This is a genomic window from Croceitalea marina (genome assembly GCF_042684265.1).
Taxonomy (GTDB): domain Bacteria; phylum Bacteroidota; class Bacteroidia; order Flavobacteriales; family Flavobacteriaceae; genus Croceitalea; species Croceitalea marina.
Window position 1 is genome coordinate 105,589 of sequence record NZ_JBHULB010000081.1, and the last position, 15,160, is coordinate 120,748.

Annotated in this window: 12 protein-coding genes and 1 tRNA gene; 8 read left to right on the forward strand and 5 right to left on the reverse strand. The window is 37.3% G+C overall.

What is annotated here, in order from left to right; all coding sequences use genetic code 11:
• Position 1 precedes the first annotated feature (1 nt).
• A complete protein-coding gene (locus tag ACFSQJ_RS17485; RefSeq protein WP_377768213.1) occupies positions 2-1,588 on the forward strand; it encodes a hydantoinase/oxoprolinase N-terminal domain-containing protein in 1,587 nt (528 codons plus the stop codon).
• A gap of 45 nt (positions 1,589-1,633) precedes the next feature.
• Here the strand turns inward: ACFSQJ_RS17485 and ACFSQJ_RS17490 are convergent, their stop codons facing one another.
• From ACFSQJ_RS17490 to ACFSQJ_RS17500, 3 genes are all read right to left on the reverse strand, one after another.
• The gene (locus tag ACFSQJ_RS17490) at positions 1,634-3,139 is read right to left on the reverse strand and encodes an aminotransferase class V-fold PLP-dependent enzyme (RefSeq protein ID WP_377768214.1); all 1,506 of its coding nucleotides are present in this window, start codon (positions 3,137-3,139) and stop codon (positions 1,634-1,636) included.
• A 25-nt stretch (positions 3,140-3,164) separates the two neighbouring features.
• Positions 3,165-3,710: a MarR family winged helix-turn-helix transcriptional regulator gene (locus ACFSQJ_RS17495; RefSeq protein ID WP_377768215.1), complete on the reverse strand. Its 546-nt coding sequence runs from the start codon at positions 3,708-3,710 to the stop codon at positions 3,165-3,167.
• Between the two features lie 174 nt (positions 3,711-3,884).
• Positions 3,885-4,658 carry an SDR family oxidoreductase gene (locus ACFSQJ_RS17500; RefSeq protein ID WP_377768216.1) on the reverse strand — a complete coding sequence of 258 codons (774 nt, stop codon included), beginning with the start codon at positions 4,656-4,658 and terminating at the stop codon, positions 3,885-3,887.
• Between the two features lie 166 nt (positions 4,659-4,824).
• On the opposite strand from ACFSQJ_RS17500, the gene ACFSQJ_RS17505 reads away from it, so the two are divergent.
• The 7 genes from ACFSQJ_RS17505 to ACFSQJ_RS17535 all read left to right on the forward strand — a co-directional run bounded on the left by ACFSQJ_RS17505 (position 4,825) and on the right by ACFSQJ_RS17535 (position 12,994).
• Positions 4,825-5,304 carry a biotin/lipoyl-containing protein gene (locus ACFSQJ_RS17505; RefSeq protein ID WP_377768217.1) on the forward strand — a complete coding sequence of 160 codons (480 nt, stop codon included), beginning with the start codon at positions 4,825-4,827 and terminating at the stop codon, positions 5,302-5,304.
• 46 nt (positions 5,305-5,350) lie between these two features.
• Positions 5,351-6,823 (forward strand): acetyl-CoA carboxylase biotin carboxylase subunit, encoded by a 1,473-nt coding sequence (gene accC, locus ACFSQJ_RS17510; RefSeq protein WP_377768218.1) that lies wholly within the window; start codon positions 5,351-5,353, stop codon positions 6,821-6,823.
• Positions 6,824-6,841: 18 nt separating this feature from the next.
• Positions 6,842-8,383, forward strand: a complete 1,542-nt coding sequence (locus ACFSQJ_RS17515) for an acyl-CoA carboxylase subunit beta (RefSeq protein WP_377768219.1) — start codon at positions 6,842-6,844, stop codon at positions 8,381-8,383.
• A 12-nt stretch (positions 8,384-8,395) separates the two neighbouring features.
• On the forward strand, positions 8,396-9,763 hold the full coding sequence (locus ACFSQJ_RS17520; protein ID WP_377768220.1) for a methylmalonyl-CoA mutase subunit beta: 1,368 nt from the start codon (positions 8,396-8,398) through the stop codon (positions 9,761-9,763).
• The gene (gene scpA, locus ACFSQJ_RS17525; protein ID WP_377768221.1) at positions 9,756-11,927 is read left to right on the forward strand and encodes a methylmalonyl-CoA mutase; all 2,172 of its coding nucleotides are present in this window, start codon (positions 9,756-9,758) and stop codon (positions 11,925-11,927) included. Before ACFSQJ_RS17520 ends, scpA begins: the two co-directional genes overlap by 8 nt.
• Positions 11,928-11,983: 56 nt before the next feature.
• A tRNA-Arg gene (locus ACFSQJ_RS17530) sits at positions 11,984-12,057 on the forward strand.
• A 373-nt stretch (positions 12,058-12,430) separates the two neighbouring features.
• Positions 12,431-12,994, forward strand: a complete 564-nt coding sequence (locus ACFSQJ_RS17535; RefSeq protein WP_339144603.1) for a BfmA/BtgA family mobilization protein — start codon at positions 12,431-12,433, stop codon at positions 12,992-12,994.
• Positions 12,995-13,190: 196 nt separating this feature from the next.
• Here the strand turns inward: ACFSQJ_RS17535 and ACFSQJ_RS17540 are convergent, their stop codons facing one another.
• Both ACFSQJ_RS17540 and ACFSQJ_RS17545 read right to left on the reverse strand, forming a co-directional pair.
• Entirely contained in the window at positions 13,191-13,895 is a 705-nt protein-coding gene (locus ACFSQJ_RS17540; protein WP_339144602.1) for a LytR/AlgR family response regulator transcription factor, read from the reverse strand.
• On the reverse strand, positions 13,892-15,007 hold the full coding sequence (locus tag ACFSQJ_RS17545; RefSeq protein WP_339144600.1) for a sensor histidine kinase: 1,116 nt from the start codon (positions 15,005-15,007) through the stop codon (positions 13,892-13,894). Before ACFSQJ_RS17545 ends, ACFSQJ_RS17540 begins: the two co-directional genes overlap by 4 nt.
• Between the last annotated feature and the right edge of the window lie 153 nt (positions 15,008-15,160).

The window sequence follows — 15,160 nt, forward strand, 5'->3', positions numbered from 1 at the left end:
CATGTGCTACAAAATTGGAGTTGATGTAGGAGGTACAAATACAGATGCTGTTCTGGTATCTCAAGACAATAAAATTCTTGCGAAGACCAAACAAACTACCACCTTAGACGTAAGTACCGGAATTGCGAATGCGATAAAATTTGTGATTCAAGAGAGTGATGTGCCAAAAGAAAGCATAAAGTATGTCATGTTAGGAACAACACACTGTACCAACGCCTTGGTAGAGCGCAAAGAATTGAACAAAGTTGGAAGTATTCGCATTGGACTGCCCGCTAGTAAGGCAATACCGACGATGACCGATTTTCCTTTAGATTTAAAAAAAGTTCTGGGCAATCATAACTTTTTGGTGCATGGCGGTTATGAATACGATGGCCGACCGATTAGTGAACTTCAAGAGGATGAGGTAAAGGATTGCTTGAATAAAATGAAAGGTATGGTAGAGTCTGTAGCCATTACAGGTATTTTTTCAAAAACTTTACCAGACCAAGAATTACAGGTCGCGGAATGGACCAAAGAAATATTAGGTGATAGTATAAGAATAACATGCTCTCATCAGGTTGGCGGCTTGGGTTTATTAGAACGTGAAAATGCAGCAATTTTGAATGCGGCCTTACAAAAGGTAGCTACAAAAATGGTGAAAGCATTTAAAAATACTATACAAGATTTAGGTCTCACGGCACAATTATTCATTGGTCAAAATGATGGTACTTTAATGTCTTTAGAGCAAGTTAGGGACTTTCCTGTCCTAACAATTTCTTCTGGCCCAACAAATAGTATTCGAGGGGCAGGGGCACTATCTAAAGTCAAAAATGGAGTTGTCATTGACGTTGGAGGTACAACCTCTGATGCCGGTATGTTAGTCGATTTTTTTCCAAGGGAAAGTACACAAGCTGCTCAAATAGGAGGGGTACTGACCAATTTTAGAATGCCAGATATTGTCGCCGTAGGTATTGGTGGAGGTACGATTGTTAGATTTGTGGAAGATGAATGTCAATTAGGGCCCGATTCTGTTGGGTATTTATTGAAAAAGGAAGCATTGGCCTTCGGGGGTAATACCTTGACTTTATCAGATATTTTTATTGCGGAAAATGAAATTCAGATTGATGGCTCGATTGCAATTTCAGATATAAAGAACATGATTGAAAAACAAACTGGGATTCCGTACGATGAAGCCCTTCAAATGATTAAAAAGAGTATTGAAGGCGCCATAGAAAAATTAGTGGATAAACTAAAAACAGATTCAAAAGATATTCCCGTAGTCGCTTGTGGAGGGGGGGCATTTTTGCTTCCTAAAAGTATTGACGGGGCTTCAGAAGTACTTTTCCCAGAACATCTTGAGGTAGCAAACGCTTTCGGCGCTTGCATCGCCCAAATTAGTAGTGAAGAAGAAATGGTTGTAAATACCATGCAAAAAAATGAAGAGATAGCCTTGCAAGAACTTCTTGATAAAGTTACGTTACACTTATTAGCTAAAGGAGCTAAAAAGGAAACCTTGAAGACACTGTCCAAAGAGATAATACCATTGGCATATCTACCTGGCACAGCAAAAGTGAAGGTTAAAATTTGTGGTGACCTAATCGGATTGTAATTTGTTATTCCTTTCGACCTTGCTTTTGTGAATAAGAAAGTTCAGTTAAATAGCAAACCATTCTTCAACGGTTTGCACTATTTTTTCATCTCCGGTTCTATTATGGTCGAACTCATTACTCTTAGGGTTATAGGTATAATCTTTACCTAGCTCCTCAATATTTTCGGCTACTTCTTTTATCGCATCACAAATAAAAAATAATTCCTCGTTTGTGGTAACCGGGTGAAGTGATAAACGAACCCAGCCTGGTTTATCCGTTAGGTTCTTATTTTCTATATGGGTAATTATTTGTTTTGATGTATTCTCATCTAAATTAAAAAGAAAATGACCATAAGTACTGGCGCAAGACCATCCGCCGCGAACTTGTATACCATAGATGTCATTAAGTAGACGAACAATAAGATTATAGTGAATACCATTGATACCGAAAGATACTGCACCAATGCGTTTTTCAGAGTTATCTCCTAATATGAAGAGGTTAGGTATTTTTCTAAGTCTTTCAAAACAAAGTGCCAAAAGTTCTTCTTCGCGTTGTTCGATATTTTTGATTCCCATTTGCTCTTTTAATCGTATGGCCAATGCAGCACGCATTACCTGTAAAAAGCCGGGAGTTCCTCCATCTTCTTTTGTCTCAATATCCGGATGGTAGCCATAATCCCCCTTCGGAGTTGTCCATTTAACATTGCCTCCTCCGGGTACATCCGGGCAATTGGTATTGTATAATGATTCATTAAAGACCAATACTCCGCAAGTTCCAGGACCTCCAAGAAATTTATGAGGTGAAAAACAAATAGCGTCCAATCGCTCTTCAACATCCTCAGGATGCATATTGATATCTACATAGGGCGCGGAAGCTGCAAAATCCATGATACAAATACCATCATTTTTATGCATCACTTTAGCCAATTCATGATATGGGGTAATTATTCCTGTTACATTTGAACATGCGGTAAATGCTCCTATTCTGTTGGGTCTGTCCAAATATTTTTTGACCTCTTTTTCCAGGCTCACAGGGCACACGAGATTATTCTTATCACAAGGCACGATAACTACGTCCGCAATAGTTTCCATCCAAGGGACATGATTTGAATGATGCTCCATATGCGAGATGAATACTACTGGCCTATCCTTTTCATCTATCTCAATTTTGTTCTTTACGGAATCTGGCCAACGTAGGCCCATAACGCGCTGAAGTCTTGATAAAACTCCAGTCATACCCGTACCTGACGTAACCAAGACATCAGTGTCACCTGCATTGACATGTTTTTTGATAATTTCCCTTGCATGCTTATAGGCATACGTAGACGCCTTACCCGTTTCACTTGAAAAGGAATGGGTGTTGGCTACCATTGGACCTATTACATTTCGCATTCTGTCCTCTATTGGGCCATATAATCTTCCACTAGCTATCCAATCGGCATAAAGTAGTTTTTTTGAACCATGAACCGATTCAAACTTAGCATCATCACCAATAATATGCTGTTTGAATTCCTTAAAATGGTTTTCGAGTTCTGTGGAGTTGTCCGTCGGTATAAGGGCGTCAACATTCATAGGAAACAGTATTTCTTTTTTATATTTAAGCTTCTACCAACAATTGGTGAAAAGACTTAATTTTTTCATCTTCATTAGTCACTTTATTCATACAGGCCTCAATAAACCTCAAGAAGGTTTCTTTCTCTTCTTGACTAAACCCTTCGGTCAAATACATGATAACCGCAAGACGCGATGGTTGGGTTCTATTTAACAGCTCAATACCTTCATCGGTAAGTTGAAGTCTTTTTTTTCTTCTGTCATCGGCATCTTCATATTGTTTTACTAAATTTTTCTCTAACAAAACGTTGATTAGATTAGTAATATTGGCCCTTGATACATTTAGGGATTCTGCCAATTCACTAGCCATTAAGGCCTTTTTATGCTTCTCTCTTTTAAAAAAAGGAAGATTCGGATTATCCGCTAAGTGTAAAAGGATAAGCCATTGTTGTGTTGTTAAACCTACTTTTTGATAAACTTCATCACCAATTTTCTTAAGTTGGTTCGATAAATCAAAAATGCTTAATACAATCGACTCTTCAATGCTCTTTTCTATCATAATTTCTTCCTCTTGATTGGTACTAAATTCCATAGTACAATATTACATTATCAATTTTAATTTTATAATTTTTGATGATTTCAATTAGGTGCTAATGTTAAACTCGATGAAATTAATTTGGTAATTCTATTCTTTCTAGGTAGTGTGGTCATCTATATCGTAAAAAAATATTTATAGTTAAATGGTAGCAAAGGAATTTATTACATTTTAACCCATAGTTCCTTTTACCAAACCTCCATCTACCGTAATCGTTTGACCATTTATATATCTGCTATGTGTAGATAAAAGCCATGCGGCCAAAGAAGCGAAATCCTCGGGTCTTCCTATTTGTTTTACTGAAGTTTGGTCAGAAAATTCTTTTCTAATTTTTGTTTCCGAAACACCTTTGAGTTCACTATTCTTTATGAATAAACTTTCCATTCTTTGTGTGGCATGATAGCCAGGGGCAAGAATATTTAGGGTGACACCACAACCTCCAATTTCTTGTGAGAGAGTTTTTACGTAACCGGTTACGGCCAACCTCATAGCATTGCTTAGTACCAAATTTTCAACAGGTTGCTTGGTAGAAACACTCTCTATATACAATAAACGACCATAACCGGCAGCCATCATTTTAGGTAACAGCGCTTGAGTTAAAGCAATTTTCCAACGCATAACGGTCTTATATGCGTTATCCCAATCAGAAAGCTGGGTTTTCATAGTAGGCATTGCCGGTGGTCCTCCAGAGTTCACTACGGCACCTGTTAGCAAACGATTTCCTATTTTATTTAAAATTTCTTCTAAAACATTTTCTTCGGATAAATCCCCAGTGAGAATTTCAATTCCAGCATGAATTTTTTTTAGGGCTTCAAGTTTTTGTTGTGTTCTGGCCACGGCAATAACTTTAGCTCCTTCAGCAACCAATTGTTCTATGATAGCTCTACCAAGTCCACTAGTCGCACCGCCTACTATAAATAATTTGTCCGTTAATTTTAAATCCATTTTTTTACACTTTAAATAACATTCTTAATATAATAGTTAATATTCTTGATATTTTAATGACGCAAAGAGCCTAAATGTCTTGGTGATTATGTAAATTTTGTGTCTATTAAAATTATTAGATGAGTTTAATTCTTTTTTTATTTATCCCAAATGTATGAATCATAAGATGATAAATTATAAAATCAGTGTAGACGATGAAGAATTTGCTTTTTCCGAAGAGCAAACAAGTCAATTGGACCTTTTAGAGTTAGAGGCGGGTAAATTTCATGTACTCCAGAACAATAAGGCCTATAGAGCTAATGTATTGTATTCCAATTTTATGGATAAGACCTTGACCATAGAGGTTAATGGGAATTCATATCAAGTAGCTATTGCAGATAGCTATGACCAGATGGTTGAAGAAATGGGCTTATCGGTCAATACATCTCAAAAAGTTAATGAAATTAAAGCCCCTATGCCCGGGCTTATTCTTGATATTTTGGTAGAAGTTGGTCAAGAAATTACGGAAGGAACACCTTTATTGGTTCTATCTGCTATGAAGATGGAGAATATTATTCTCTCACAAGGTGATGGGGTTCTCAAGTCTATTGAGGTGGCCAAAGACGATGCCGTTGAGAAAGGGCAATTGATTATAGAAATGGAATAAGAACGGATTCCCGATATAATGGGATTCAAAGTAAATATTGTTTTCGATGAAAAAAATATTAATAGCGAATAGGGGGGAGATAGCGCTCCGAATCATGAAGACCGCCCAGAAAATGGGAATTAAAACGGTAGCCGTGTATTCAGAGGTCGATAGACATTCACCTCATGTAAAATTTGCCGATGAGGCAGTTTTGTTGGGTAAAGCACCATCTTCAGAATCTTATCTTGTTATGGATAAGGTAATTGAGGCCGCAAAAAGTACGGGAGCAGAAGGCATACACCCCGGATATGGATTTTTAAGTGAGAACGCCACTTTTGCCAAAATGGTAGAAGAAAATGGAATAACCTTTATTGGTCCGAAACCACATGCTATAAAAGTAATGGGTGATAAACTAGCGGCTAAAGAAGCGGTCAGAGATTATGATATTCCCATGGTGCCTGGTATCGAAGAGGCCATAACCGATGTGGAATTGGCAAAGAAAATTGCCTCAGAGGTAGGCTTTCCTATTTTAATAAAAGCATCTGCCGGAGGCGGCGGAAAAGGAATGCGAATTGTAAATACATTAGAAGAGCTTCCAGAGCAAATGGAACGGGCCATTAGTGAGGCAGTAGCCGCTTTTGGAGACGGCTCCGTTTTTATAGAAAAGTATGTAGGTTCACCAAGACACATAGAAATACAGGTGCTGGCAGATACACATGATAATATTGTGCACTTGTTTGAACGCGAGTGCAGCGTGCAGCGAAGGCACCAAAAGGTTGTTGAAGAAGCGCCATCGGCAGTACTTACGCCAGAGATTCGTGAAGCTATGGGCCAAGCAGCGGTAAAGGTAGCCAAGGCATGCGATTATGTAGGAGCTGGAACAGTGGAGTTTTTATTGGATGAGAACAAGAACTTCTACTTTTTGGAAATGAATACACGTTTGCAAGTAGAGCATCCTGTGACAGAATTGATTTCTGGGGTTGATTTGGTCGAGCAACAGATAAAAGTAGCACGTGGCGAAAAGCTTCCGTTTACACAACAAGATTTAAAAATTACGGGGCACGCCTTGGAAATTAGAGTATACGCCGAAGATTCCCTCGATAATTTTATGCCAAGTATTGGCACTTTGACCACATACAAACAGCCATTTGGTGAAGGTATTCGTCTAGATGACGGTTTTGAAGAAGGTATGGAAGTACCTATTCATTACGATCCTATGCTGTCAAAACTTATCACCTATGGTAAAAATAGGGAAGAGGCCATACAACTTATGATTAAAGCTATTGGAGATTACAAGATTGAAGGTATCTCTACAACGCTTCCTTTTGGGAAATTTGTATGTGAGCATGAGGCTTTTACTTCGGGTAATTTTGATACACATTTCGTAAAGAATTATTATGCTCCGGAACAACTCAAGGTACAATATGCCAAGGAAAAAGAAATTGCAGCCTTATTGGGCTTAAAGTTGTATTTAGATGACAAAAAGAATTTGAAAACAGCAGTTTCAACTTCCTCTGATTGGTCAAAAAATAGAGTTTAGATTTTAGGAAAAATACAGATGAAAGACAAAATACAGATACTAGAAGATAAATTGAACCAATCTCAACTAGGAGGTGGTCAGGCACGTATAGATAAACAACACGCCAAAGGAAAACTTACCGCTCGTGAACGCGTGCATTTTTTATTAGATGAAGGTTCTTTTGAAGAAATGGGAGCTTTGGTAACACATCGTACCAAAGATTTTGGTATGGATAAGCAGGTTTTTTATGGCGATGGGGTCGTTACCGGTTACGGAACAATAAAAGGCAGAAAGGTCTGTGTGTTTGCACAAGATTTCACGGTATTCGGAGGGGCTTTATCGGAAACCCATGCTGAGAAAATCTGTAAAATAATGGATATGGCCATGAAAATTGGTGTACCTGTTATCGGATTAAATGATAGTGGTGGAGCCCGTATTCAAGAAGGTGTTCGTTCTTTGGGTGGTTACGCCGATATTTTTCATAGAAACGTAATGGCATCCGGGGTTATACCACAAATATCTGCCATTATGGGGCCTTGCGCTGGGGGCGCGGTATATTCACCTGCCATGACTGATTTTACACTTATGGTTGAAAATTCCAGTTATATGTTCGTAACCGGGCCCAACGTAGTAAAAACAGTAACTAATGAAGAAGTAACTTCCGAAGAATTGGGAGGTGCTTCAACGCATGCAACGAAATCTGGAGTAACCCATTTGACAGCGGCAAACGATATTCAGTGTATCGACCAAATCAAACAAATGGTGAGCTATATGCCACAGAACTGTGAAGATGTTCCGGCAGATTTGCCATTTGAACTAGGTGATGAGGTTCGTGAGAACCTTGAACGTATTGTTCCCGAAAATGCCAATCAGCCTTATGATATGCGTCATGTGATCGACGGTATTATTGATGAAGACACCTTCTTCGAAATACATAAAGACTATGCCGATAATATTGTTGTTGGTTTCGCAAGATTAGGTGGTAAAAGTATCGGTATAGTGGCAAATCAACCTATAAGTTTGGCTGGTGTTTTAGATGTGGAAAGTTCACGAAAAGCAGCTCGTTTTACACGTTTCTGTGACTGTTTTAATATTCCTTTATTGGTATTGGTGGACGTTCCCGGTTTTCTTCCAGGAACAGACCAAGAATGGAACGGAATTATAACCAATGGTGCTAAACTATTGTACGCGCTGAGCGAGGCAACAGTGCCTAAAGTAACTGTTATTACAAGAAAGGCTTATGGTGGCGCCTATGATGTGATGAACTCCAAGCATATTGGAGCCGATTTCAATTATGCTTGGCCAGGAGCTGAAATTGCGGTAATGGGTGCAAAAGGAGCTAGTGAAATTATTTTCAGAAAAGAAATTAGTGCTGCTGATGATCCTGCGGCGAAACTAGCTGAAAAAGAAGCAGAATATGCCGAAAAGTTTGCCAATCCGTACAGTGCTGCGGAGCGAGGCTTCATAGATGAGGTAATTCTACCAAAAAATACCCGTAGAAAATTGATCAAAGCTTATACCACGCTTCAAAACAAAGTAGTTTCTTTGCCAAAGAAAAAGCACGGAAATATTCCTTTGTAAACGAATTAAAGAATGAGTACTACCAACTTATTTAAGGATTTTGACCCTGTTTCAGCCAAGGAATGGAAACAGAAAATTCAGTTTGACCTTAAAGGAGCCGATTATAATGAAACCTTAGTTTGGGAATCTCCAGAGGGTATCAAGGTAAAACCTTTCTATCATAGTGATGATGAGACAAAACCCATACAGGTCAAAAAAACTTCAGGATGGCACATTGGTAAATCTATTTACGCGGGTAATGCGGTCTTAGCCAATAAAAATGGCCTAGAGGCGCTAGAGAATGGAGCGGAGAGTCTAATTTTTGTCATTCCTTCAACGGATGTTAAAGTAGAAGAACTCCTAAAAGACATCATTACAAAAGGGACTGCTATTTATTTTGAGCTTCAATTTTTGTCTTCAGCATATATTAAAGACCTGCTAAATTTTGTGGGTGATGCTAAGGAAAATATTTATCTCAATGTTGATATTGTTGGAAACCTGGCCCGAAGCGGAAATTGGTTTTATAACCTAGAAAAAGACCATGAAGAGCTCAAAACTATTTTAAGTTTTAACGCTAAAAATACGATTGGTATAGATGTTTCCCTGTATCAAAATGCAGGGGCAAATATGGTTCAGCAATTGGGTTATGCGTTGGCACATACAAATGAATACTTGAATGAAATTAAGAGCAATTTCGAAAAACCTATCGAAATCACCTTTAAGGTTTCCGTAGGAACCAATTACTTTTTTGAGATTGCCAAACTAAGAGCTTTACGGATTTTATGGAGTGCATTAGCCAAGGAATATGGCGTTTCAGAGTCTTGCCATATCATTGCAGTGCCCACAAGAAGAAATAAAACTTTGTACGATTACAACACCAACATGCTGAGAACGACGACTGAGAGTATGGCAGCCGTTTTAGGTGGGGCAAATATGGTATATAATATGCCTTATGATGCGATTTATCATAAAGAGAACGACTTTGGAAATCGTATTGCAATAAACCAATTATTATTGTTGAAAAACGAGAGTTATTTTGATAAGATTGATAATGCTGCGGAAGGAGCATACTATATAGAAGCGCTTACGGAACAACTTGCAAATAAAGGTCTCGAACTTTTTAAATCGATTGAAAAAGGAGGGGGATTTTTAAAGCTTTTAAAAGCACATACCATTCAAAAGAAAATAAAGGAAAGTGCGCAAAAAGAACAGGATGCTTTTGAAACCGGAAAAGCAGTATTGGTAGGAACCAATAAGTTCTTAAATGAATCCGACAAGATGAAGGATGATTTAGAATTGTATCCGTTTGTGAAAACAAATGCTAGAAAGACTTTGCTAGAGCCTATTATTGAGAGACGTTTGGCAGAGGATGTAGAACAAAATAGGCTGAAAGATGAGTAGAAAAGATGTTCAAAATATCAGTTTAAGCGCTTCAGCTAAGGTTAAACCAGGTGCAGTTAAGAACAAAAACACCTCGGTATTTGAAACTGCTGAGAAAATAACGGTAAAACCTCTTTTTGATACAAGTGATATTGAAGCTGTTGAGCATTTGAACTTTGCCGCAGGTATTCCACCCTATCTCCGTGGACCATATTCTACGATGTATGTACGGCGACCTTGGACGATTCGCCAGTATGCGGGATTCTCTACGGCCGAAGAAAGTAATGCGTTTTACAGAAGAAATTTAAAAGCGGGGCAGAAAGGATTGTCCGTTGCCTTTGATTTACCTACGCACCGGGGTTATGATAGTGACCATGAACGCGTTATTGGCGATGTTGGCAAAGCTGGAGTTGCCATTGACTCCGTTGAGGATATGAAGATTTTGTTCGACGGTATTCCTTTGGATAAGATGTCAGTATCAATGACCATGAACGGTGCTGTACTACCTATTATGGCCTTTTATATTGTTGCGGCCGAAGAACAAGGGGTAGCTAAAGCTTTGCTTGCCGGTACTATTCAGAATGATATTCTTAAAGAATTCATGGTGCGTAATACGTATATCTATCCGCCAAAACCCTCTATGCAATTGGTAGCGGATATTTTTGAGTATACAAGCCAGTTAATGCCAAAATTCAATAGTATCAGTATTTCTGGTTACCATATGCACGAGGCGGGAGCATCCGCAGATATTGAGTTGGCCTACACCTTGGCAGACGGATTGGAATATATTAAAACAGGACTTAAAGCCGGGTTGGAAATCGATAATTTTGCACCGCGCCTATCTTTCTTTTGGGGTATTGGTATGAACCATTTCATGGAGATTGCCAAAATGCGTGCTGCCAGAATGTTATGGGCTAAATTGGTAAAGCAATTTGATCCTAAAAATCAAAAATCACTGGCATTACGTACACATTGCCAAACAAGTGGATGGAGTTTAACGGAGCAAGATCCATTTAATAATGTAGCTCGAACTACCATTGAAGCCATGGCCGCTACCTTAGGGGGAACGCAAAGTCTACACACTAATGCCTTAGATGAAGCAATAGCGTTACCAACAGATTTTTCGGCACGCATTGCTCGTGAAACTCAAATATTTCTTCAAGAAGAAACAAAAATCACAAAGACTGTCGACCCTTGGGCAGGTAGTTATTACGTGGAATATTTGACAAATCAGTTGGCGCAAAAAGCATGGGCTTTACTTGAAGAAGTAGAAGAACTCGGAGGGATGACCAAGGCCATTGAAGCGGGTATCCCCAAAATGCGTATCGAACAGGCCGCAGCAAGAAAACAAGCACGAATAGATAGTGGGCAAGATGTAATCGTTGGGGTCAATAAATTTGGGTTAGAAGAAGAAGATGACCTTCAAATTTTAGAGGTAGATAACCAAGAGGTACGACGACAACAATTAGAGCGATTGGAATCCATTAAAGAATCTAGGGACGAAAAAGCAGTAAATATGGCTTTGTCAGAGTTAACCGAAGCTGCCAAACTAAAGATGTCATCTGGAGATGAAAACTTGCCTGCGGATAAAAATTTACTAGCTTTAGCGGTAAATGCAGCCCGCCTAAGAGCTACATTAGGGGAAATTAGTAACGCCCTCGAAGAAGTTTTCGGAAGGCACAAAGCTGTAATCAAATCATTTTCAGGAGTGTATTCTAAAGAGATTAAGCAAGATGAGAGCTTTATAAAGGCCAAAAAAATGGCCGATGTTTTTGCAAAGCAAGACGGTCGTAGACCTCGTATAATGATTGCTAAAATGGGGCAAGACGGTCATGATCGAGGTGCTAAAGTTGTTGCTACCGGCTATGCTGATATTGGTTTTGATGTGGATATCGGCCCTTTGTTTCAAAATCCGGAGGAGGCCGCAAAGCAAGCCGTAGAAAATGATGTGCATATTTTGGGTGTTTCATCTTTGGCAGCGGGGCATAAAACTTTAGTGCCAAAGGTAATTGAAGAACTCAAAAAATATGGAAGGGAAGATATTATGGTTATTGTTGGGGGAGTTATTCCGAAACAAGATTATGATTTTCTTTATGAAGCCGGTGCTATAGCCGTTTTCGGACCTGGCACAAAAATAGGGGAGGCGGCAATTCAGTTATTGGACATTTTAATTGATGAACAATAACTGAAAAAATATTTTTAACTTGAACAATACCTTACTATATTTGCACCCGCAAAATAGGTCGCGTAGCTCAGCTGGATAGAGCATCTGCCTTCTAAGCAGACGGTCGAAGGTTCGAATCCTTCCGCGATCACTAGTATTACTAGAGTCTCAGAGGTTTTACACTTTTGAGACTTTTTTATTTGCAAACAATTTGCAAACACTTCAAAATTTATCAAATTTTAACATTTATTGATTCAATTTCCATCAAGGAAAATAGATTCTTCGTTTTTAACTAAGCTTGTTTTATCTTCAAATTAATTCATAACCATCAGATTAGAGTTTACAAAAATTAGTAGCGAAGCGGATAAGGTTTGTAAAGCAAGAGGGTAACACGCTAAAGCGATGTTACGGATTACAAACCATTGATTTTCAATGAATTGAAGATACGTTACAATTATTTTTTGTATCAAAAACACATTAAAAACCCTGTGAGACCCTATAAACGTTGAAAAAATTTACTGTAAATGAAATTGAAAAAGAAGAAAAAAAGTGAATTCTCGGCCATAAGCATCAATCGGATAGTCGCTGGAAGATATCGGGAGTTTTCAAAGAAAATTTCCAAGTCACATACCCTGACTTTGGAACTGATGATGGACTTCTTTGAGGGCGCAAAAATCTCCCCAAAAAACAAATATCTGATGAACTATATGGGTTACGTACATTACATGACCAAAAGGTTTGATTATATAGAGGAGCTCCTTCGAAATTGGGAAAAGAACAGTAGCATCCCAAAAATCCATGATATGCTAAAGAAGATATTCGACTTTGCAGAGCAAGAAGAGAAAAACAGTAGAATGGATTTAGAGTTGCAGCAAAAAATGTATGACCAATCCTTAAAGCGGGATAGGGTGACCCAATACGATAACTATATGCTTAAAGAAAACTGGAAAAAGGAGCGTATACAGATTTTGAAACTATTGAATCAAATCACACTGGAAAAACCCCGATTTGGCAAAGCATACTTCAAACTTGATGTAGAACAAAGTCATCTGGAAAGTTTGAAGGAATCACTTAAACAAGAATTGTGATTTACCTCGCAAAAAGATAGGATGAAGTTTGGTAAGTTTTGGGGCTTGCAGCACGAAACAACGTTTCGCTCGCTGTTGGAGTAATAACATATAGAGCAATGAAGGCATTTTTAATTAACATAATTATCCGTAGTATTTTTTATAAAGCTTCTCAAATATTCTTTTTTCGGATTTTGTAATCAACATATTTATTTAGTTAAGTCTTTTTATTTGACAATAACAGGCTAACGTTACTTTTATAGGTTCTCCCGATTGGTACTTTTCTATTGGATATCAATATATTATTTCCTTCTATCTGATCTATTTTATCTAAAGCAATAATAAATGACTTGTGCACTCTTTGAAAATGAGTAACTGGTAAAAGATCATCATAGTAAGATATACCTTCGTGACTAATTATAAACGTTTCTTGAAAGTAGAGCTTAGTATAATTACCGTACGCTTCAATATATAAAATGTTCTCTGATTTAATTTGATGGTATTTTTTATCCCCCTTTACGAAAAAACGAAGATGATTTTTAGGTTTTTTATTGACATGAATCTTTTGCGGTTCTGGACCAATAGCTTTATTAATCGCTTTGACAAAACGCACAAAACTAAAAGGTTTTAATAAGTAATCTGAAATATTTAATTCATAACCTTCTAAGGCAAATTCTTTGTAAGCGGTTGTTACAATAACTTTAGGTGGATTGCTTAGTGTTTTTAAAAATTCAAATCCAGTAAGTTTTGGCATATTCAAATCCAAGAATATTAGATCTACTGAATCATTGTTTAAAAACTGCATGGCTTCCATAGCATTATAACAGTTCCTTTTAAGCTCAAGGTGAGGTAGCATGCCACAAAATTCTTCGATGAGCTCGTGAGCTAATGGTTCGTCATCAATTATGATATATGTTATCATACTTTACTAATTATTAATTCGACATTATATGTCGTTGCAGTTTTGTTAATTGTAAGTTTGTGTAAATCTGGATAGGTAAGAGAAAGCCTTCGTTTTAGATTTTCCAACCCAATTCCTTTATTACTTTGTTTTACAGAAGAATCATAATTGTTTGTAATTGAAAAATGAATATCTTTTTTTGTGCTATTAAGTGTCATCTCAATAAAAGCATCATTAGTCAATTTTTCAACACCATGTTTAAATGCATTCTCTAACAGAATAATAAATAATAATGGGGCAACCTCATCATTAGGTAAAACATTATGATTGAATTTAAGACTTACATTTTTGTGATGTCTTATTTTATGTAGTGCCATATAATTCTCTAGATAACTTATTTCTTCAGTAATAAGAACACGGTCATTTTTACCTTCATAAATGGTATATCGCATCATATCAGATAGTTTTAGAACCACTTCGGGTGCTTTCTCTGAATGTTTAACTGTGAGTGCGTACAAGTTGTTTAGCGTATTAAAAAGAAAATGGGGATTTACTTGGGTTTTCAATAATTCTAATTCTGCTTTGGCCTTTTCAGATTTTAGAGTATTAAACCATTTCCATTGCTCGTAAGCCCAAATGAAAAATAAAATGGGAATAGGAAACACAAGTAAATTAATAGCTTTCTGATGGTGCAGGTCGAGATAGTTTTCATCAAAACGTATATATAAGAAATAACACAATAACAAGCCATAAGTTAGCACAATTAGAACCTTATATTTTGCAAAAAACTTTGGAAATAATGTGTAAACCACACCCAGCCAAAAAAGAACTATTAAAAAAATAACCAAAGGGTGATTTGGAACGTTAAAATGGTTTTCTATTTCAAAAGTTATAAAGGCAATAATGAACAGTACCAGTACTTTTACAAGGATTGCTTTATTCTTTTTTAAGTAATTGTAATGGTATAAAGCAAAAGAGGCAACCAACAGCCAAAAAGCAAAGATAATTGCTGTTTCCAGAGGGGCATCCTTAGGAATTTTTATGAAGCCCATCCATTCTAAAAAGAATACAACTAAAGCAAGTAAAACAAAAGCGATTCCGAAGGTTTTATATTTTTTTACAGCAGAACTCATACGTTAAAACTACGGTGGTAAAAGTCTGTATACAAACTAATTGACAAACAACATCATATTTGCCATCAATAACCCTTGTTTTAATACAAGAAAGGGTTTGTGGTATTTTACCTGTTTTATACTCCAAAAAAAGCTGCAAAGGTCATTTTTATT